We start from the raw sequence: 20,377 nt of genomic DNA, 5'->3' as shown, positions 1-20,377 counted from the left end.
GGTAGTCCAAGTTTTCCGCCGCACCCCCGGTGGGTCAAAGTTCAACCGGCGCCGACAACCCTGCCCGAAGAGCTGACGCAGCTCCGTATGGGCAAGATCGTGCGCGAACGCTATCCAGAGCTGAGCGACGCCGACCAAGAGGCCATCCGACAGCATGCCATTGCGGCGATGAATATCACCCAGCAGGCAAAGCTGGCCCTGGCCCAAGCTGACGCCGGTGGCAGCGGGCCAGCGCAGGGCAGCATGGCCTTGCTGGTTGGTGTCCGTAAGTTCGTCAATGTGCGCGACTTGAACATCGATCTGATCGACAGCATCAACCCCTTCGAAGCTGCCTATTCAGTTCTGGCCAAGGCGATGGACGAGAAATCTTTGCGCCAGGTGCAGGCCGCCATCGCAGCAAAGAAGGTCAACATTCCCGAGGATGAGGCCCGTGATCTGTCGAAACGCGCCCTGCAATTCAAGAACGAGCGTGGCCGCCTTCCGGACATCAACTCGGCCGACGCCTGGGAAAAGCGTATGGCTGAGGGCGTTGCCGCCTTCGCGCGCTACCGCGCGCAGACCAAGGCGGCGCAGGCGCAGGTAGATTCGAGCCATGGCTGACTTGGACGACGATGAACTGCTGGACGCGTTGGGCGTCGATGCAACCCCTCTCAAGGCCTCCAGCCGCACGCCGCGCGAAGAACGCATCATCGCGGGCTTTGAAGACATCTTGCGCTTCCACCAGGCGCACGGGAGAGCGCCAAAGCACGGCGAAGCGGGCGACATCTTCGAACGGCTCTACGCCGTGAGGCTCGACCAGTTGCGCAAGCTGCCGGAAGCGCGGCTACTGCTTGCGGATTTGGACGCCCCCGGGCTGCTGGGGACCGCAAAGCCGTCGAACCTAGACATCGATGCCTTGGGCGAGGACGCGCTGCTAGCAGAGCTGGGCGTGACTACTGAGCCAGAGGCCGACGACATCACCGTGCTGCGGCACGTACGGTCCAGCGCAGAGATACGCGCGGCTGAAGAGGTGGCAGACCGCACGCCATGCAAAGACTTCGAACGCTTCCAGCCGTTGTTCGAACAGGTTGAACGTGAACTGGCATCGGGTGTGCGCAAGGCCTTGCCCTTTGGGCGTGATGCCAGCGTGTTCAACGGCAACTATTTCATCGTCGGTGGCCAGCTCGCCTATGTGGCCGATGTCGGCGACACCATCAAGGCCCCGAATGGTGAGAGCGACGCGCGGTTGCGCGTCATCTATTTCAACGGCACCGAAAGCAACCTGCTTCGCCGCTCGCTGCAACGCGCCCTTTACAAGGACGAGACAGGGCGCCGGCTTTCAGACACGGACATGGGGCCGCTGTTCGGTAGCGAGGCCGAGCCGGACGACATCGAGTCCGGCACCATCTATGTATTGCGCAGCCTTTCCGACAACCCCTATGTGGCCAAAAATCGCCAGGTGCTCCACAAAATTGGCGTGACCGGAAGCAAGGTAGAAACGCGCATCGCGTCAGCAAGCAAAGACGCCACCTATTTGTTGGCTGACGTAGAGGTCGTCGCGACGTACAAGTTGCATAACCTGAACCGAACCCGGCTGGAGAACATATTTCACCGCTTGTTCGGTGCTGCTCAATTGGACCTGACGATCGAAGACCGATTTGGAAATCCGGTCAAACCCCGGGAGTGGTTCTTGGTGCCGCTCAACGTGATCGATGAAGCTGTGCAGCGAATCCGGGACGGGTCAATTTCAAAAGTGCATTATGATTTAGGAACTGCTCGACTAACGTTTTGAAGATCGAACTAAAGGTTGGCACTATTTTGCCAAACCGAATAATCGGTGGCGTGCGATCCTGAATGATTTTTCATACCGGGTTTGGTTAAGCAAAACCGCCGCGGTGCCCACGCATGAATCGTTTTTTGTGGATTACGCTCGCCATCCAATTTTAAATGCGAGCACTTCGTTTTTGGTGAAAAACTCAACTTCCGAGTATCCCGGAATGTTGTCATGGATCCACCAGCTAAAGCACGTCAATCCTTTGTTGCTTGGTAGTAAGGCAAATAGGTCGTCAGAACTACACAAGCCATTTCGTCAATTATCTCCCATCTGCGTCTTTTCCCAGATATGGCGGCATCAATTGGCTTCGTTGCTCGCATAATCATACTGATTCTTGTTTTCTGCCTCGATTGCATTGATTTCGTCTGACCGATAAGCGGAACGTATGTATAGACGCCCAAGCTGCAGTTGAAGAGGCTCCAACACTTGTTCGCACAAACCTGATCCTGCCGCAATGGCGAGCGCAGGATCGTTTGGGATATTAGGCGTTCGACCGGTGGAGGTCGAGCAAGGGGTTCGCCTGGGGCCATCGAGATTGCAACTGGTTTAGCTCCAAGGTGTTCCAACGACGTTGTGAGCGCTCATCTTCCTCCAGGGCATCCCCCTTCCGTTTAACGGCTAAACGATGGCTCGATCCGTTTGCTTTAAGCTGGCGTGGTTGCCCACCTGGCCCATTCACACCCCTCATGCACCACGACGCCGTGTATTCCGGAATCTATGCCGCAGCCAGCGGCCGGCTCGATTGGCAGGTTGCATTGAAAAACGTGGCCGAGTTGCTCGGCCTGCTCTTCGTGCAGGTGCTTGGCATCGACAAGCACAACGGCCAATTGGTCTTCAGCAGCCATGGCGGCCACGTTTCCGCGCAAGCTGCGCTCGACTACTTTCGGCACTACAACAGCATCGACCCTCGGGTGGCTCTGGCGATGTCCACGCCTACGGACGAGTGGATGCACTGCCACCACCATCTGGACGATGTCTACGTGGCGCAGAGTGAGTTCTACCAGGATTTTTTGATTCCACTCGGCGGCCGTTATGTCGCTAGCACGCGGCTGCTGGACGAGAACTCGGTGCAGTTTTATGTCGCTTTCTCACGCGGATTTGGCAGCGAGCCGCTTGGGCAGACCGAGTTCGGTTTGATGCACCAGTTGAAGCACCACTTCACCGAGGCGTTCCGCAACTTGGTGCACCTGCGTGAAACGTATGCGGAACTCGGAATGGCGCGCGAACTACTGGGCCAGTTCGCCTTTCCGATGCTGCTCGTGGACGAGATGGGCGCCATCTGGCACCGCAATGCGATGGCGCGGCAATTGCTGTTGCTCGGCGACCCGGTCGGAGAGCGACAGGGCTACCTGACCTGCGGCAGTGCAATAGGACAAAAGGCGCTGGCCGACGCTCTGCACAGCCTGCAGCTTGACGCTGCTACGGCCTCGGCCGCCGCCGCCCCACGCCGCAAGGCCATCGCATTGCCAACGACCGACGGTCGTCGCTTTCTGGCTTTCGTGAGCGCGGTGAGGCCGGACACGGCTATGGGCGCTTTCGGTCGCGCGCCACGCGCTCTCGTGATTCTGCACGACACGAGGCATTACTCAACCCGCACCCAGTTCGATCCACTGATCCTCGGAGAGTGTTTCGGTCTGACACCGGCCGAGGCACGCGTGGCGATGCAGGTGGCCGCCGGCGCAAACCCCAAGCAGATCGCACTGCGCAGCGGCGCGGCAGTCGCCACAGTCAGGACGCAGCTTCAGTGCGTAATGGCCAAGACCGAGGTCGAGCGCCAGACCGATCTGGTGCGCGTTTTGATGGCGTTGCCAATCCGTCGTTAGCCGCCTGATCGGGCATGCGGGGGCCTGGCTTGTCGGCCCCGGCGGTGCGCCTCTTAGAGCTTTACCCACCCACCGCAGCCGCGATTAGTCGGGCGGTTCGCAGCGCACTGCCACTGGTGCCGAATAGTGCAATTGGCCGCTAAACCCACTACCAAGCCAACGTCCGTGTGGCTAATCGATGCATAAAGCTATGGCGTTTCAGTGGCGACGCGATTGAGAAATCGTATCATATCCGCTTGCGGCGACGCAATCCCACTAAGCCAGCCAGCGCGAGTCCCATTAGAACTGCTGAACCTGGTTCGGGAACCAACATCGATGGACCGTCAAACACCTGCGCGCCCAATTGATTTGGTTCTGGAACTATTCCGGTTAGTTGCAGCGGAGAGTGTTTCGAACCAATCAGACTGAAGACAGCGGTGTCACCCTCAAACACCCAAGCGGATTTATTGAACGACGGGAAATAAATTCCATCGCGTTGCAAATAAGGGTCAATGTTTCCCGGCGTATTTATTAATGAAATCGAATAATCCACCGGATCAATCGCATCACTAGCATTGCAGGTGGTCAATGTCACGTATTGGCATTCGCTCACGTTGAGACGCAACGTGATTGCCGAAATAAGTGTGACTAAAAAAGCATTTCCGTTTGTAAAGGAAATTTTTCCCACAGCAAGCTCGTCGAATCCCTGTTGTGGAGTGTCAAAAGAGCCGCTCTGAAAAGTCAACCTGTTAGATGGGCCAGAAACGGTCTGGCCCCAAGTGAAATTGTCTGTACCAACACCAGCCAGAACGCTGCCACCAACTGGACTCACAAACTGGCCCGAAATAAAATAGCTCCAGTCTCCGATATTCGGCGCAGCGAGGGAAGACCCGCAAGCAACAGAAAAGAAAAAGGAAAGGGCTAGTTTTTTCATAGTGCGAGTTTGTAGTGAAGGCGTAGGATGGTTGTCTGCACGATAACGCGGAAGTCCATAAGTCGCATCATCTGTTCGGAGTAGGCCTCGCGCTCTAAGCTGATGTTGCCCCGCTTCACCAGCTCGCTTACACGTTGCGCTTGATCTCCGCTTGGCGCGATCTCCTGCGGCGACCATGCCCGCAGCCCGAAGGTATCGAAGCAGGCGCGGATCTCCGGGGCGGCGATCACCTTGACCACGTCGGCATTGATCCTGGCCTTCACCTCGGCGGGCACGCCCTCGGGCGCCAACGGCAAGAACGTCGAAACGGGGGTCTCCTCGTTTTCAGTGCAATAAGTGACGGTACGAAAAGCTAGCACTGGCGCGGAGGTGGTGTTGGTAGATCGTTGATTTCATTGACTTTCCTGTTCACTTTCAAATCTGCGATTCGTGGCGTCAAACCGTGGTCGGTTTCATCCATTGGTGCCAGTTATCGATGCATTTGGCCGCGAAGGCAGGATTTGGTCAGCATAGCGGTCAACCGGGAAGCGAAACACACCCCGCAAGTTGATGCTCTCCAGCCTGGTGGGCGCAATCTTCCCGATCAGTTCCGGTGGAATGACCTGGCGGCGGTTCGACCAGCGATCCAGGACCGCCTGCATCTGTGAGGTATTCCACGCCATCACGATGTTGGCCATCAGGCTCAACGCATCGGCCACAGCCTGCATTTCATCGACACGTTTGGCCTGCGCCGGGCTGATCCGGCCGGTATAAATGGCGCGCTTGAGGGCGTTAACAGCCTCGCCCCGATTGAGCACCCGGCGCAACTCGTTCCTGAAAGCGTCCTTGACAAAGTAGTCAGCCAAAAACGCCGTACGCAGCAACCGCCCCAATTGCACGCCAGCCTCATAGATTGGATCGCCCTGGGCGGCAGAACCGAACCGCGCAAGAGCTGCCACCGCACTGGCATGTCCGCTCATGACCGAGGCTGCCAGGTGCACCAGACTATCCCAATGCTTTTCGATCAAAGCGACGTCGACATTGGCTTCGCACACCGCAGCGATTTCTGCGGGCACTTTGGTGCCGCGTGGCACAAAGAGGTGGCGCTGTTTGAGTTCCTTCAACCGCGGGCAAAGATCAAAACCAAGCAAACGGGCATGTGACATGGCAAAGTCGGTGTAGCCATGGGTATCCACAGCAAGCTGGCTGGTCTCCAGCTTTTCTTGGCGGATGACACCTTCAATGGCCACGCCCGCCTGGCGCTCATTGAGCACAAAGGGCTGCGCATGGAAGATGCCCCACCGGTCTTTTACATGGGAGTAGATTCCAATGGAAGGTGTGTTGCGCCGAGGATCAAGCCGGGCTTGCCACACCCGTTTGGTGGTCTCCATGCTCATCATGTCAGAAGATGCCAAATCGGACCGCCCCCAGGTGGCGGCAATCGGGTGTCGCTGCATGAATTCCAGCACAGCCTGGCAGGCCTGGCTCAGACGCCGTTCGTCCCGCGCCCAGCGCATGGCCTGGCGAATGCTGGTGGCAGACAATTGCGGAATCATGCGCGCGCATTCGACCGCAGTCAGACTGGTGCCGTGGGCCATGATGCCGGCATAGACCATCAGCAGCTCGTCGGTAGAGCGCGGCTCACGTCCGAGCATGATCCAGCTAAAGCGCACCTGGGCGTCAACGGCCAGAATCACTTCCGGCAATTGAACCTCACCGATGCGGTGATCCAAAGCCGCGCGCAGCTTGGTCACTTCTGGGTCTTCGTCCTCTGCGGGCAATGGCGACAAATGGAGTTCATCATCCACGCGCAGTACGCCACTGCGGGCTGCAGCGGCCACCGCATCGACACCGGCAGTTACTCTGGCCAGCAAAGGCTTCAAGAAAGTGGCAGCCTTGCTGGGTAACGATAGACGGGCATAGTGTTTCTTGGACTCTGCCTGCCAACGCTCGTCCGTGAAGAACAAGCGCGCACGACCCCGAAAGCTCAGGCTGTGCTCAATCCAGACCGAGCCATTGCGCACCGCGCGGCGCAGGGCAAACAGGGTGGCCACCTCCAACGCCTGAAACGCCCGTTCCCGGTCTGGGCTGGAGATCGAAACCTGCCAGATCATTCCCAGACTTGGTGCCACCACTTCAACTGGCAGCTTTCTGGATCCTTTGAGATATAAAGCTTGCAGCTTGGCAAGGTACTCGATGGCAGGATGCTCGCCGGTGGCCTGCCAGGGCAGCTTTGCAATGGCGACGAGCAACGACCGCACGGGGCGAATTCCATCAATCAATCCCTCGCGGACCAGGGAGGCCCTGCTCGGTGGTTTGCGTTTCTGGGTTTCGGTGATCAAGGCTTCAAGACGGGCACGCAACTCAGCATCTGGCACCGCACCTTGCGCGCTCAAGGCAACAAGTTCGCCGAGCAGCGTTTTGTACATTGCGGCCCAATTGACGGTAGCGGGGACATCGGCGGCAGCCTGACGCCACAGATCGGCGATCCGGCGCTGCACCATAAGGATCAACTGGTCTGTGGTGGTGAACAGGCAATACCGAAGAAAGCATGCGACCTCCACGGTGCGCGCTGGCTCTTTGATCTTGGCTCCGGCTGAGGGCGGCCTGGAGACAAGTCGGCGCGCGTAGCGGCGCAAGATGAGATCGGGGATGTCTGCCAGGTGCTTATGAACGTCCAGCGTGTAAAGCAGGTCGATGCGCTCCAGTACCTCGCTGATTTGGCGGGTTGAGTGTTTCGCCGGTGCAGCCCATAGCCAACTCTGCTGGGTTTGTCCATCTGGGCGCAGCTCTGAAACTGAGGCTCGCCAGCGATCAAGTGTTGCTGGATCAACGCTGGCGGCGATGGCGGTGCCTGTTTCAACTTCAAGCTGGGCAAGTGCCGCCGCAATCAGTGTCCGAATTGCCCGCTCGTGCACGATCACCAGCTTGTTCTTGTACAGCCATTGACGCGCCCGCACGAGTAGCTGATCGCGGTCGGCGCAGCGCGCCACTTCGTCGCGCAGTTCACGTACCAGTGAGCGGCGCTGGTGCTCGCTCATCCACTGGAATCCAAGGACCGTGCAGGCTACTTGTTGGTGATCGAATAGCGTGCGCCCGCGTTCATACATGGCTCTCAGCGAGGCGACTTCTGGTGCTGCAATGCCAAGCTCGTTGCCAAGGTGGCGCCACAAGGCTACTGGAATTACCCGAAAGGCACCGAGCAAACGCCCACTCATGCGCAGGAAACCAATATGGAGCGCCAGACCAAGCTTGTGGGAATCACCTCGGCGTGCATTGATTGCGTCGCGCTCGGCACCATCGAAGGTGAAAAATGCCTTCATCTCGAAGTCGCTGATATCGCGGGGGAGCCCACGCATCCCCAAAAACGTTGTGTGCCAACCCTGCATCGTGAACCTCAAAAGTGGGAGGCCACCATACCCGTTTACAAAGCGAACAGGAAAGTCAATGAAATCAACGGTCTACCCAGACCGCCCCCGCGCCAGTGCTAGCTTTGCGTACCGTCACTTATTGCACTGAAAACGAGGAGACCCCCTGTACGCACTTCGCGATCAACGCGTGCGTGCCGGGGCTGAACTCGGAGCCTTTGAACACCACGGTATTGCCGCAGACCAACGGATACGCGATGGCCCGCGCCGCGAGCACTGCGGTGCCGTTCCATGGCGCGATACTCAAGATGGGGCCGACCGGCTGACGCAGCGTCATCGACAGGGTGTCAGGCTTGTCCGTCGGAATGGTTTCGCCTTGAATTTGGGTGGCTAGTGAGGCGGCTTCCCGGAATACATTGGCCGACAGGTGCACGTTGAACCCCGCCCACAGCGCGGAGGCTCCCACTTCCTTGGCCATCACTTCGATGAACTCGGGCGTTTTGCTCTCCATGACGTCTGCCACCTTCAAAAGAAGGCGCCGCCGCTCCGAGGGTCCGACGGCCTTCCAGGACTTGAACGCCTCTTGAGCGGCTCGAGCCGCATTGACCGCATCGTCCACCGTGGCGTTCGCGCATTGGGTCACGACCTCGCCACTGACAGGGTGCTTGCGATCAAAGTATTTTTTGTCACCTGAATCGATCCAGGCGTCGTTGATAAACAATTTCGTCTTCATGGGGTGTCTCCTGAGAACGGGGTTGATAAATTTGCTTCAGTTAAAAATTCACTTGCGGCCGAGCGCCATGCCGCCATCAATGCTGATCACCGTGCCAGTGATGAACTTCCCTTGTTCCCGGGAGGCCAGCAAAAGGTACGGTGCCACCACGTCCTCGGGCCTTGCCGCGAACCCCAGGGGAGTCAGGCCTTTGATCATGTCATCGATGCCGGGCATGTCTTTCATTTTGGTTTTGTCGAAGCCAGCGCTTGCCGGGCCAGCCAAAGAAGTGACCGTGCCACCTGGCGCAACGCCATTGACCCGGATGTGCGGAGCCAATTCGTAGGCCAAAGCCTTGACCATGCCCAGCACCGCATGTTTGCTGGCAATGTAGCAAGAACCGCCGCCACCGACCGCATAGGAAGAAACGGAAGCCGTCACTACGACCGATCCGTTCGTCTTTTTGAGCTCCGGCAAGGCCGCGCTGATGCCGCTGAAATAGCTTTTGACGTTGATGTCAAATATCTCGTCGAAACTGCCCGAGAATTTCTCCCAAGGCATCATCGATGCTCAGCATGTAATCCCATATCCCGGCATTTCCGATGAAGCAATCCAGGCGCCCGAACTTGGCAACCGTCTGTTTAACCAGCTTCTCATTGGTGGCGTGATCACGGACATCGCCCGCCACGATCTCAATGTCGTCTTTGAATTCACTGCGAAGACCCGCCTCTTGCTCCTCGTTGCGAACGAGTGCAGATACGCGATAACCGGCTGCCTTAAAAGAGCGAACCAACTCGAAACCAATGCCCGAGCCGGCGCCAGTGATGGCAACAACTTGCTGTGTGTTCATGGCAATAAATTTCTGGGCGGATTCAAAAGTGAAGTGCAACACCTGCCAACCTGTAAGGTCCGCAGATGCCAACCACTTCCTCGCACTATCACCAGCTTCAGCCTGAAGACCGAGTCACCATCGCCAGCCTGAGGCAGCAGAACCACAGCGTACGAGCAATTGCCCGGCAACTGCACCGCTCCCCGGCGACCATCAGCCGCGAACTGGAGCGCAATGCATCTTCATCTGGCTATGGCAGCGCACATGCCCAGTGCCAGTCCCTGCAGCGCAGACGCTGTGGCAGACCAGCTATCAAGCTGCATCCCGAGTCGATCTTGTCCTGCCTGGTGATCCATCTGCTGCGGCTGCGCTGGTCGCCCGAGCAGATTGCCCTGACACTGGCACGTTTGTATCCCCTGGGCCATGAATACCGCGTGTCACACGAAACCATCTACAACTGCATCTATGCCATGCCCGTGGGAGAGCTGCGCAAAGAGCTGATCGCCACCCTGCGTCACGCCCACAACAAGCGGCTGCCGCGCAGCAAGGGCAAGGACCGCAGAGGCCAGATTCCCGACATGCTGAGCATCCATGTACGCCCGCCCGAGATCGAAGACCGCCAGTTTCCCGGGCACTGGGAAGGTGATCTCATCAAGGGAGAAGGCAATGCCAGCGCAGTCGGGACCTTGGTGGAACGCACCAGCCGGCTGGTGATGCTGGTCAAGCTGCCTGAGTTCAAGCCGGCCAGTGCTGCCAACGTCTTGCAGGCCTTCACGGACAAGCTGCTGGGCATTGCGCAGCCGATGCGGTTGAGCATGACGTACGACCAGGGCCGGGAGATGTCCATGCACAAGAAGCTCAGTGAGCAAACCGGCATAGCCGTGTACTTCTGCGACCCGCACAGCCCTTGGCAAAGAGGCTCCAACGAGAACATGAATGGCCTGGTGCGCCAGTACCTGCCCAAAGGGACGGATCTGAGCATCTACAGCCAGGAGCAGCTCGATGCGATTGCCGATGAAATCAACAACCGGCCAAGGAAAGGGCTGGGAGTACGATCACCGCTGGCGGTCTACCGCGAACTGCTTGTGAATAGCCCGCAGCACTCCACTCTCATTCACTGAAATCCAGGGTGTTGCACTTCACTTTTGAATCCGCCCTGTTAAAAATAATCACGAATGCCCGCCATCCAGGCAGGCATCCCCAGGGCTCACAGGAAGATCATCAGGTTGTGGGTTTGGGGACTGCGCTCCGGGTAGTCCACAAAGCGTTCGACCAATTTGATGCCACCACCTTCGATGCGTTTCCATTTGTCTTCTCGCGTTGCATAGAAGACGTCAACTTGGTTTCCTCGTCTGGCGCGATGGAGAATGAGGTTGGACCGCACATGCAGCATTTCCGGTGCGCTCTTGTCCTTGGCCGCCGTGACATTGGTGACGAAGCGGGTGAAGCGGATCTTCGGGCTGTTGTACCAGTTCTGAGGATCCATCTGGTGTTCAACTCGAACTTTCAGCTGTTGATAGTTCTCGTTGTAGATATTCACCGCATCATTCAGTTGGTATCGACGCTCGGAAGTGGAGCGAAGTTCTCGCGAGATCACTTGGTATTTGATCTCGGGGGCAACGCAGTGTTCAAGCCAGGCTTTGTAGGCCTGAATGTCCAGCAGGTGCGCTTCGCGGGTCAGGAGTGTGGTGACTTCTTGCTGCAGATCGCTGTCGTGCCCGACGAAGAAACGGTGAAATTCTTCGGCGTCGTGCGCGGAGACCAGCTTGTTTTCCTGGGTATTGATCATCATGATTGGCTCCTGGATTAGCGATCAGTCGTCTTGGTGAGTTCGGTGTGCCAATTTCGGGAGGTGTTTTCGAACTCGGCCCAATTGGAGCTGCTGATGTGAGCCTGGTAGGCACGGTAGAATCCGCGATAGTTGGTATCGCTGAATGCCGATTTGCCAACGACGCCCGGATAGCATTCGTCGCCGTAGACGTCCTTGCCGAAACCCATATCGGCAATCAGATCACTGTTGCTGGATTGGTATTTCTTGGCATTTTGCGATAACGCCATGTTGTCGTTGTCGTCGCTTTCCCAGTATCCTGCTGGTCCGGTACAGCGCTGAGCCGCGTCAGCCAAGCGACGCTTTAAGTCCTCAGGCATGTCTTTTTCTACGATGGCATACGTCCAAGCCTCGGTCGTGTTTTCATCGATCGGGTTAAAGACCTTGAAGACACCGGCGCCGGTCAAAAAGCAGTTGTTCGGGAAAATCGTGCCGTTCAATTGGCTGCGGTAAATCCGCGCCCGGACATCGCCGATTTCTTTGGCGAGCTTTTCCTGTTTTGCGCCGCTGAATGCCATCAATTCGGGAACCAGATCAGCGCTCTGGACACCGGAGTAGGCGTCCAACGATACGCCAAGTCCACTGCCATACTTGGTGGTCATGTGCAAGCCCGAGCCTTCGGGTGGAGGCATAGCGTTGCCCGCAAGAGGAGCATATATCGACTGCCCTGCGCGCATAATAGATGCGTGCGTCCAACCAATGTGGTAGAGGTCAGCTACAAAGTTTTCCGCAAAAGCCTTCCAGTTGCCCTTAACCACCACTTTGCCGGGGGGGCCTACAAGTTCCAGGCCACCAGAGTGCTTGAAGGTGGGTTCCAGGTACCAGGCTGCATCACCCAGATAATCGATGAGCGGGGGAGCTTCTGCATCAAAACAGCCATAGATAAAGCCATGAAAGCTTTCGATGCGGGGGACTTCTTTCAAGCCCAGGCATTTCTTTTTGATCGCATCTCCGTAAAACTCTTTTTCAAAGGGAACGCTTTGCAGTTCGCCGTTGGAGCCATAGCCCCAGCCGTGGTAACCGCACACAAAGCCTTTCGCATTTCCGGCTTCAGCGTTAACTATTGTCATGCCCCGGTGACGGCAAACATTCAAAAAGGCTCGCACCGAGCCATCGTTCTGGCGGGAGACGATGACTTCATCGACGCCCATTTTGGCTTTGACATAGTCGCCGGGGGAGGGAATCAGACTGTCATGGGTCAGAAAAAGCCAGTTCCGCGCGAAGATGGTCTTCAATTCGTGCTGGAAAAGTTCTTTGTCGCCATAAATCAGGTGCTTTTGCGTCAGCCCTGCTTCACTCACTAAGTTTTGGTAACTCATAATTGCTTGTCTCCTCTTGTTTGAAAACGGGTAGTGATTGGGTTGGGTGGGGTGATTTCCGGATTTGGCTTTCCTCCTGCAAAGAATTTTAGTCCAGCTTGAGCATTTAGTCCAGCTTGAGCATCACGCGCATGTTTTCGATTTTTACGGGGTAGGTTTTGATGTCCTGTGTCAGGGGTGCGCACAAGGCTTTACCCGTGCAAACATCGAATCGGCCTTGATGCAAAGGACATTCAATTTCCCGGCCTTCGAGAAAGCCGTCGCTCAAGCGCGCAGCCCCGTGGGTACACAAGTTGTCGGTGGCGAAGACCTCACCTTCCACCTCATAGAAGGCAATGTCTTTGCCTGCCACGATGACTCCGACCACATCGCCCTCAGGCACAGCGTCCCGTGCGATGGCATCAATCCAGTTCTCGGACATGTTCTGCAACCTCAAATGGGGTAGATGAGGGAGTTGGGGATCATCTCGCTGTCGTACACGCACAGTCCTCGAAAGGCTCGACATCGTGGTCGAAAGAGGCAAACACTGCACCGCCTCGGGCGGCCACCTTGAGCTTGGTCAGGCCGTGTTCTTCGAGTTTGAAGTCCTTGGGCATGCCGCCGTTGACCTTGCCGTCCTGCTTGACGCCACGGCGGAAGGGCACGCCCTGCAGGTCACCCTTGAGGCTGTAGTTCCACTGGTGGTAGGGGCAGAAGAAGTCCTTGGCGTTGCCGTGGCGCTCGCGGCAAAAGCGCATGCCACGGTGGGCGCAGACGTTCTCCACCACGTTGATGCCGCCATCCGGATCACGCACCATGATGACCGAGCGCTCACCGATCACCGTTCGCTTGAAGTCGCCTGGATTCGGAATCTCGGCTTCCAGGCCTACATAGCACCAGTGGTTTGCATAGAACAGGCGCTCCAATTCGCGCTTGTACAGGTCTTCGCGGGTGTAGGCCCAGAAGGGAACGCGGCTGCTACCTTCGCCCGGCCATTTCGGATCTTGGGGAAACACGGGTTTTAATCGTTGGGGTTCACTCATGGCTTGGTATCCTTGGGTTGAATTGGGTTCGCATGGTGCCTTCGCTCAGACGCCGCTGGGATAGAACGCATCGGCATGGATGTGCCCGGGTACTATGCCTAGGCGAGCAACGAGCAGGTTCAGGGCCTCGACCATGGCCGGAGCGCCACACAGGTAGGCGCGCCATCCCGCCAAATTGGGCAAGCCACGGCCGATCAGATCGGTGACCAGGCCGGATCGATGACCAGGGCCGGCAGGGCCTGTTGCAACAACGACATTCACCTTGAGATTCGGAAACCTTGCAGCCAATGCGTGAAGGCGTTCCTCGTCATAGATGTCCTGCTCGCTCCGCACACCGAAGTACAGATGGATGGGGTTGCTCATCCCGCTTTCCAGTGCGCCTCGAACGATCGAAAGGACGGGCGCCAGACCTGTTCCACCCCCCACACAAAGCATGGGGCCGGTGTGCGTGCGCCGCAGATAGGCCGTTCCGAGGGGGCCGCTGATCCGCACCGAAGCGCCTACGGACAGTTCATTGAAAACGTAGTTGCTGACATGCCCGCCCGGAACCGCGCGAATCTGAAACTCCATTTCCGCATCGCTAGGCAGCCCGGCCATCGAATAGGGGCGGACGCATTCGGGCGTGAACTGCACCGTTGCGTACTGGCCAGGGCTGAACTCAAGCGGTTTGGCCAGTTTGATGCGCAGGCGCCGGATGTCATGGGTGGCTTCGTCTATCGCTGTGACCGTCCCCTTGACGATGCGCGCCGGGTGAACCACGATCTCGTCAGATTCAGGAATCTCGATCGTGCAGTCTTCGGTCAGAACCGCCTGACAGGCCAGGACATAGGCCCCCTTTCCTGCCTGCGGGCGCCCTGTCTCGGAGCCGTTATCGCGAAGATGGCCGGCAATCACACGGCAACGGCAAGTGCCGCAGCGGCCCGACATGCAGCTATAAGAAATGGGGACCTCGTTGGACCTGAGCACGTCAAGCAGGGTGCTGCCGGTCTCCGCGTTCAGATGCAAATTGAGGGGTTCTACTACCAGTTCCATGCAAGCTCTTTTTTCAGTTGTCTCCGAATGGCTGCGATTCTAGCGCGTCGATCGGTATAGCGCTATAGATCAAGTCTGATAGTTAAAATCACCAGCATGAATAATGGTGAGGGTGAGGTCATGGATCTGCGCGACATCGACTTGAATCTGCTGGTGGTCTTCAACCAGCTACTGCTCGACCGGAGCGTATCGACGGCCGGCGAAAAACTGGGGCTGACGCAGCCTGCCGTCAGCAATTCACTTAAACGGCTGCGTGCGGCGCTAAAGGACGATTTGTTCTTGCGCACCTCAAAAGGCATGGAGCCGACACCGTATGCACTGCATCTTGCGGAGCCCGTGGTCTATGCGCTCAACACGCTGCAGACGGCACTGACGACCCGTGACTCTTTCGACCCATTTGCCAGCACGCGCACCTTCAACTTGGCAATGACCGACATCGGCGAGATGTACTTCATGCCCCCACTGATGGAAGCGCTTGCGCAACGAGCTCCTCACATCCAGATCAGCACGCTGCGCCCGAATGCTGGCAATCTGAAGGAGGATATGGAGTCCGGTGCGGTTGATCTCGCCTTGGGTCTTCTGCCAGAGCTACAGACCGGATTCTTCCAGCGGCGCCTCTTTCGCCTCCGCTACGTATGCATGTTCCGCAAGGACCATCCAAGCGCCAAATCCCCCATGAGCCTGAAACAGTTCAGTGAACTGGAGCATGTCGGCGTGGTCGCACTCAACACCGGACACGGTGAGGTCGATGGCCTGCTCGAACGCGCAGGCATCAAAAGGCGCATGCGGCTGGTGGTGCCGCATTTCATTGCGATCGGCCCCATTCTGCACAGCACCGACCTCATCGCGACCGTGCCGCAGCGTTTTGCCGTTCGCTGCGAAGTGCCTTTTGGTCTGACGACATCCCCGCACCCGGCCAAGCTGCCTGACATCGCCATCAACCTGTTTTGGCATGCCAAGTACAACCGGGATCCGGGCAACATGTGGCTACGTCAGTTGTTCGTCGAGCTTTTCTCTGAAGCATAAGCGTCCAGCAAGCCCATATTGACTGCCGCGGGCGGCCATAGCTGAGAATCAGGATGTCGGTGGTCTGCCAACCGATGCGGCAGCAGTTCTTCCATGCGACTGGCCTTGTGCGTAGGCAGCCGGGTCAGAACTGCCTTCACCCGCCAGTTTGAACACCGCCACCGTCTGCACCAGCTCCTCGGACTGGCCCTTCAGGCTGGAGGCCGCCGCGGCCATCTGCTCGACCAGCGCCGCATTCTGCTGCGTGACCTGGTCCATATTGGTGACGGCCTCACCCACCTGCGCTACTCCCTGGCTCTGCTCGGTGCTGGCCGCGCTGATCTCGCCCATGATGTCGGTCACGCGCCGGATACTGTCCACGACCTCTTTCATGGTGGCGCCGACCCGGTCCACCAGGGCGCTGCCTTGCTCGACCCGGCCCACGCTGTCGCTGATCAGGGTCTTGATTTCCTTGGCAGCCTCGGCGCTGCGCTGGGCCAGGCTGCGCACTTCGGCGGCCACCACGGCAAAGCCGCGACCGTGTTCACCCGCTCTGGCGGCCTCGACCGCGGCATTCAGGGCCAGGATATTGGTCTGGAAGGCGATGCCGTCAATGACGCCGATGATGTCGGCTATCTTGCGTGAGCTTTCGTTGATGCCGGTCATGGTGTTGACCACCTGGGCCACAGCTTCGCCGCCTTGGACGGCCACGGCGCTGGCGCTTTGCGCGAGCTGGTTGGCATGGCGCGCGTTGTCGGCGTTCTGGCGCACGGTGGAGCTCAGCTCCTCCATGCTGGCGGCGGTTTCTTCCAGGGCGCTGGCCTGGCTTTCGGTGCGCGCCGACAGGTCGTGGTTGCCCTGGGCAATCTCGGAACTGGCCGCCTCCAGGCTCTCGGCGTTCTGGCGCACATGGGCCACCATGCTGGAAAGGCTGCCCTGCATGTCCGCCAGGGCGGTTATCAATTGGCCGACTTCGTCGTTCGAACGCGTCACGATCTGCCCCGTGAGGTCGCCCTGGGCAATCTGGCCCGCCAGCCGCAGCGCCTCCTCCAGCGGCCCGAGCACCGCTTTGCGGATCGCCCAAAAGGAGGCCAGCAGCACCAGACCGCCCAGCAGGTTGATGCTGAAGACAAGCGCCTTGATGAAGCCGACCGCCTCGGCCACTAGCGGGGCGAAACGTTCGGAGCCATCTTGCACCACCGCCATGTCGGGTCGCAGCCGCTCGACCAGTGCCGGGCTCACGGTGCTGCCAGGTTCGAGCTCGATGATTTTCTTCATGCGCTCCAGGTCGCCAATGTCCTTGCTCGGCAAGTCAAGAACGCCACCAAAGCCGAACAAGCGGAACAACCCCTGCTCGACCTTGAACAACTCCACATCGACCTGCGCGGCAAGCCACTGCCCGTGCTTGATCGGCTTGAGCAGCAGGTCCTTGCCAACCGCCGGGGCCGTGTCACCCGAGCTTGCCCGCTGCATGGCGAGTGCCATCTGCATGACAGCCGCAAGATGTTCCCGCTCCAGGTGGTGGAAGCGCGCGGCCTTGCCAAGGAATCGCCCCCCCAACATCACCAGCAGTGACACCGTGAGCACGGCGACCATGCCGAACAAAAATTTCTGGCGCAGGGTGAATTGGGGCATGGGTTGTGTTCTTTCAGTGGAAAGGGGGGTCTCCTCGTTTTCAGTGCAATAAGTGACGGTACGAAAAGCTAGCACTGGCGCGGAGGTGGTGTTGGTAGATCGTTGATTTCATTGACTTTCCTGTTCACTTTCAAATCTGCGATTCGTGGCGTCAAACCGTGGTCGGTTTCATCCATTGGTGCCAGTTATCGATGCATTTGGCCGCGAAGGCAGGATTTGGTCAGCATAGCGGTCAACCGGGAAGCGAAACACACCCCGCAAGTTGATGCTCTCCAGCCTGGTGGGCGCAATCTTCCCGATCAGTTCCGGTGGAATGACCTGGCGGCGGTTCGACCAGCGATCCAGGACCGCCTGCATCTGTGAGGTATTCCACGCCATCACGATGTTGGCCATCAGGCTCAACGCATCGGCCACAGCCTGCATTTCATCGACACGTTTGGCCTGCGCCGGGCTGATCCGGCCGGTATAAATGGCGCGCTTGAGGGCGTTAACAGCCTCGCCCCGATTGAGCACCCGGCGCAACTCGTTCCTGAAAGCGTCCTTGACAAAGTAGTCAGCCAAAAACGCCGTACGCAGCAACCGCCCCAATTGCACGCCAGCCTCATAGATTGGATCGCCCTGGGCGGCAGAACCGAACCGCGCAAGAGCTGCCACCGCACTGGCATGTCCGCTCATGACCGAGGCTGCCAGGTGCACCAGACTATCCCAATGCTTTTCGATCAAAGCGACGTCGACATTGGCTTCGCACACCGCAGCGATTTCTGCGGGCACTTTGGTGCCGCGTGGCACAAAGAGGTGGCGCTGTTTGAGTTCCTTCAACCGCGGGCAAAGATCAAAACCAAGCAAACGGGCATGTGACATGGCAAAGTCGGTGTAGCCATGGGTATCCACAGCAAGCTGGCTGGTCTCCAGCTTTTCTTGGCGGATGACACCTTCAATGGCCACGCCCGCCTGGCGCTCATTGAGCACAAAGGGCTGCGCATGGAAGATGCCCCACCGGTCTTTTACATGGGAGTAGATTCCAATGGAAGGTGTGTTGCGCCGAGGATCAAGCCGGGCTTGCCACACCCGTTTGGTGGTCTCCATGGTCATCATGTCAGAAGATGCCAAATCGGACCGCCCCCAGGTGGCGGCAATCGGGTGTCGCTGCATGAATTCCAGCACAGCCTGGCAGGCCTGGCTCAGACGCCGTTCGTCCCGCGCCCAGCGCATGGCCTGGCGAATGCTGGTGGCAGACAATTGCGGAATCATGCGCGCGCATTCGACCGCAGTCAGACTGGTGCCGTGGGCCATGATGCCGGCATAGACCATCAGCAGCTCGTCGGTAGAGCGCGGCTCACGTCCGAGCATGATCCAGCTAAAGCGCACCTGGGCGTCAACGGCCAGAATCACTTCCGGCAATTGAACCTCACCGATGCGGTGATCCAAAGCCGCGCGCAGCTTGGTCACTTCTGGGTCTTCGTCCTCTGCGGGCAATGGCGACAAATGGAGTTCATCATCCACGCGCAGTACGCCACTGCGGGCTGCAGCGGCCACCGCATCGACACCGGCAGTTACTCTGGCCAGCAAAGGCTTCAAGAAAGTGGCAGCCTTGCTGGGTAACGATAGACGGGCATAGTGTTTCTTGGACTCTGCCTGCCAACGCTCGTCCGTGAAGAACAAGCGCGCACGACCCCGAAAGCTCAGGCTGTGCTCAATCCAGACCGAGCCATTGCGCACCGCGCGGCGCAGGGCAAACGGGGTGGCCACCTCCAACGCCTGAAACGCCCGTTCCCGGTCTGGGCTGGAGATCGAAACCTGCCAGATCATTCCCAGACTTGGTGCCACCACTTCAACTGGCAGCTTTCTGGATCCTTTGAGATATAAAGCTTGCAGCTTGGCAAGGTACTCGATGGCAGGATGCTCGCCGGTGGCCTGCCAGGGCAGCTTTGCAATGGCGACGAGCAACGACCGCACGGGGCGAATTCCATCAATCAATCCCTCGCGGACCAGGGAGGCCCTGCTCGGTGGTTTGCGTTTCTGGGTTTCGGTGATCAAGGCTTCAAGACGGGCACGCAACTCAGCATCTGGCACCGCACCTTGCGCGCTCAAGGCAACAAGTTCGCCGAGCAGCGTTTTGTACATTGCGGCCCAATTGACGGTAGCGGGGACATCGGCGGCAGCCTGACGCCACAGATCGGCGATCCGGCGCTGCACCATAAGGATCAACTGGTCTGTGGTGGCGAACAGGCAATACCGAAGAAAGCATGCGACCTCCACGGTGCGCGCTGGCTCTTTGATCTTGGCTCCGGCTGAGGGCGGCCTGGAGACAAGTCGGCGCGCGTAGCGGCGCAAGATGAGATCGGGGATGTCTGCCAGGTGCTTATGAACGTCCAGCGTGTAAAGCAGGTCGATGCGCTCCAGTACCTCGCTGATTTGGCGGGTTGAGTGTTTCGCCGGTGCAGCCCATAGCCAACTCTGCTGGGTTTGTCCATCTGGGCGCAGCTCTGAAACTGAGGCTCGCCAGCGATCAAGTGTTGCTGGATCAACGCTGGCGGCGATGGCGGTGCCTGTTTCAACTTCAAGCTGGGCAAGTGCCGCCGCAATCAGTGTCCGAATTGCCCGCTCGTGCACGATCACCAGCTTGTTCTTGTACAGCCATTGACGCGCCCGCACGAGTAGCTGATCGCGGTCGGCGCAGCGCGCCACTTCGTCGCGCAGTTCACGTACCAGTGAGCGGCGCTGGTGCTCGCTCATCCACTGGAATCCAAGGACCGTGCAGGCTACTTGTTGGTGATCGAATAGCGTGCGCCCGCGTTCATACATGGCTCTCAGCGAGGCGACTTCTGGTGCTGCAATGCCAAGCTCGTTGCCAAGGTGGCGCGCGCCACAAGGCTACTGGAATTACCCGAAAGGCACCGAGCAAACGCCCACTCATGCGCAGGAAACCAATATGGAGCGCCAGACCAAGCTTGTGGGAATCACCTCGGCGTGCATTGATTGCGTCGCGCTCGGCACCATCGAAGGTGAAAAATGCCTTCATCTCGAAGTCGCTGATATCGCGGGGAGCCCACGCATCCCCAAAAACGTTGTGTGCCAACCCTGCATCGTGAACCTCAA

Annotated in this window: 13 protein-coding genes and 4 pseudogenes; 5 read left to right on the top strand and 12 right to left on the bottom strand. The window is 58.4% G+C overall.

Going from position 1 to position 20,377, the window contains the following annotated elements:
• Positions 1-87: 87 nt before the first annotated feature.
• The 3 genes from HND92_RS13310 (at position 88) to HND92_RS13300 (ending at position 3,636) form a co-directional block, all read left to right on the top strand.
• Positions 88-600: a hypothetical protein gene (locus HND92_RS13310; RefSeq protein ID WP_041836066.1), complete on the top strand. Its 513-nt coding sequence runs from the start codon at positions 88-90 to the stop codon at positions 598-600.
• The gene (locus HND92_RS13305) at positions 593-1,771 is read left to right on the top strand and encodes a GIY-YIG nuclease family protein (protein ID WP_011806184.1); all 1,179 of its coding nucleotides are present in this window, start codon (positions 593-595) and stop codon (positions 1,769-1,771) included. Before HND92_RS13310 ends, HND92_RS13305 begins: the two co-directional genes overlap by 8 nt.
• Before the next feature lie 728 nt (positions 1,772-2,499).
• Positions 2,500-3,636 (top strand): helix-turn-helix transcriptional regulator, encoded by a 1,137-nt coding sequence (locus HND92_RS13300; RefSeq protein ID WP_011806183.1) that lies wholly within the window; start codon positions 2,500-2,502, stop codon positions 3,634-3,636.
• 226 nt (positions 3,637-3,862) lie between these two features.
• Here HND92_RS13300 and HND92_RS13295 read toward each other — a convergent pair whose 3' ends face one another.
• The 5 genes and pseudogenes from HND92_RS13295 to nagB form a co-directional block, all read right to left on the bottom strand.
• On the bottom strand, positions 3,863-4,549 hold the full coding sequence (locus HND92_RS13295) for a choice-of-anchor K domain-containing protein (protein WP_172207623.1): 687 nt from the start codon (positions 4,547-4,549) through the stop codon (positions 3,863-3,865).
• Complete coding sequence (locus HND92_RS13290) at positions 4,546-4,845, bottom strand: hypothetical protein (protein ID WP_172207619.1); 300 nt, start codon at positions 4,843-4,845, stop codon at positions 4,546-4,548. The genes HND92_RS13295 and HND92_RS13290 overlap by 4 nt, the downstream gene beginning before the upstream one ends.
• A 156-nt stretch (positions 4,846-5,001) precedes the next feature.
• Positions 5,002-7,917, bottom strand: a complete 2,916-nt coding sequence (locus HND92_RS13285; RefSeq protein ID WP_003049965.1) for a Tn3-like element IS1071 family transposase — start codon at positions 7,915-7,917, stop codon at positions 5,002-5,004.
• A 145-nt stretch (positions 7,918-8,062) separates the two neighbouring features.
• Positions 8,063-8,629: pseudogene (locus tag HND92_RS13280) on the bottom strand (aldehyde dehydrogenase family protein); the annotation flags it as partial.
• Between the two features lie 48 nt (positions 8,630-8,677).
• Positions 8,678-9,458 (bottom strand): annotated as a pseudogene (gene nagB / locus HND92_RS19510) (1,2-dihydroxy-1,2-dihydronaphthalene dehydrogenase NagB).
• Positions 9,459-9,523: 65 nt separating this feature from the next.
• On the opposite strand from nagB, the gene HND92_RS13270 reads away from it, so the two are divergent.
• On the top strand, positions 9,524-10,558 hold the full coding sequence (locus HND92_RS13270) for an IS30 family transposase (RefSeq protein ID WP_172207615.1): 1,035 nt from the start codon (positions 9,524-9,526) through the stop codon (positions 10,556-10,558).
• Between the two features lie 86 nt (positions 10,559-10,644).
• On the opposite strand, the gene nagAd is transcribed toward HND92_RS13270, so the two are convergent.
• From nagAd to nagAa, 5 genes and pseudogenes are all read right to left on the bottom strand, one after another.
• A complete protein-coding gene (gene nagAd, locus HND92_RS13265; protein WP_172207613.1) occupies positions 10,645-11,229 on the bottom strand; it encodes a naphthalene 1,2-dioxygenase system small oxygenase NagAd in 585 nt (194 codons plus the stop codon).
• 14 nt (positions 11,230-11,243) lie between these two features.
• Positions 11,244-12,584 (bottom strand): aromatic ring-hydroxylating dioxygenase subunit alpha, encoded by a 1,341-nt coding sequence (locus tag HND92_RS13260; protein ID WP_172207611.1) that lies wholly within the window; start codon positions 12,582-12,584, stop codon positions 11,244-11,246.
• A 106-nt stretch (positions 12,585-12,690) separates the two neighbouring features.
• On the bottom strand, positions 12,691-13,005 hold the full coding sequence (locus tag HND92_RS13255) for a non-heme iron oxygenase ferredoxin subunit (protein ID WP_172207609.1): 315 nt from the start codon (positions 13,003-13,005) through the stop codon (positions 12,691-12,693).
• A gap of 64 nt (positions 13,006-13,069) precedes the next feature.
• Positions 13,070-13,606: pseudogene (gene nagG / locus HND92_RS13250) on the bottom strand (salicylate 5-hydroxylase large oxygenase NagG); the annotation flags it as partial.
• A gap of 45 nt (positions 13,607-13,651) precedes the next feature.
• Complete coding sequence (gene nagAa, locus HND92_RS13245; protein WP_172207607.1) at positions 13,652-14,638, bottom strand: naphthalene 1,2-dioxygenase/salicylate 5-hydroxylase systems ferredoxin--NAD(P)(+) reductase NagAa; 987 nt, start codon at positions 14,636-14,638, stop codon at positions 13,652-13,654.
• A gap of 120 nt (positions 14,639-14,758) precedes the next feature.
• On the opposite strand from nagAa, the gene nagR reads away from it, so the two are divergent.
• Positions 14,759-15,664: a naphthalene degradation transcriptional regulator NagR gene (gene nagR / locus HND92_RS13240; RefSeq protein WP_172207604.1), complete on the top strand. Its 906-nt coding sequence runs from the start codon at positions 14,759-14,761 to the stop codon at positions 15,662-15,664.
• 48 nt (positions 15,665-15,712) lie between these two features.
• Here the strand turns inward: nagR and HND92_RS13235 are convergent, their stop codons facing one another.
• Positions 15,713-17,278, bottom strand: coding sequence for a methyl-accepting chemotaxis protein (locus HND92_RS13235; RefSeq protein ID WP_172207601.1), 1,566 nt, complete (start codon positions 17,276-17,278; stop codon positions 15,713-15,715).
• A 168-nt stretch (positions 17,279-17,446) separates the two neighbouring features.
• A pseudogene (locus HND92_RS13230) lies at positions 17,447-20,365 on the bottom strand (Tn3-like element IS1071 family transposase).
• Positions 20,366-20,377: the final 12 nt, after the last annotated feature.

Origin of the sequence: Diaphorobacter sp. JS3050, assembly GCF_013154915.1 — a bacterium.
Taxonomy (GTDB): domain Bacteria; phylum Pseudomonadota; class Gammaproteobacteria; order Burkholderiales; family Burkholderiaceae_C; genus Diaphorobacter; species Diaphorobacter nitroreducens.
The sequence above is the reverse complement of the archived record's forward strand: the minus strand, read 5'-3'. Positions and strand labels throughout refer to the sequence as shown.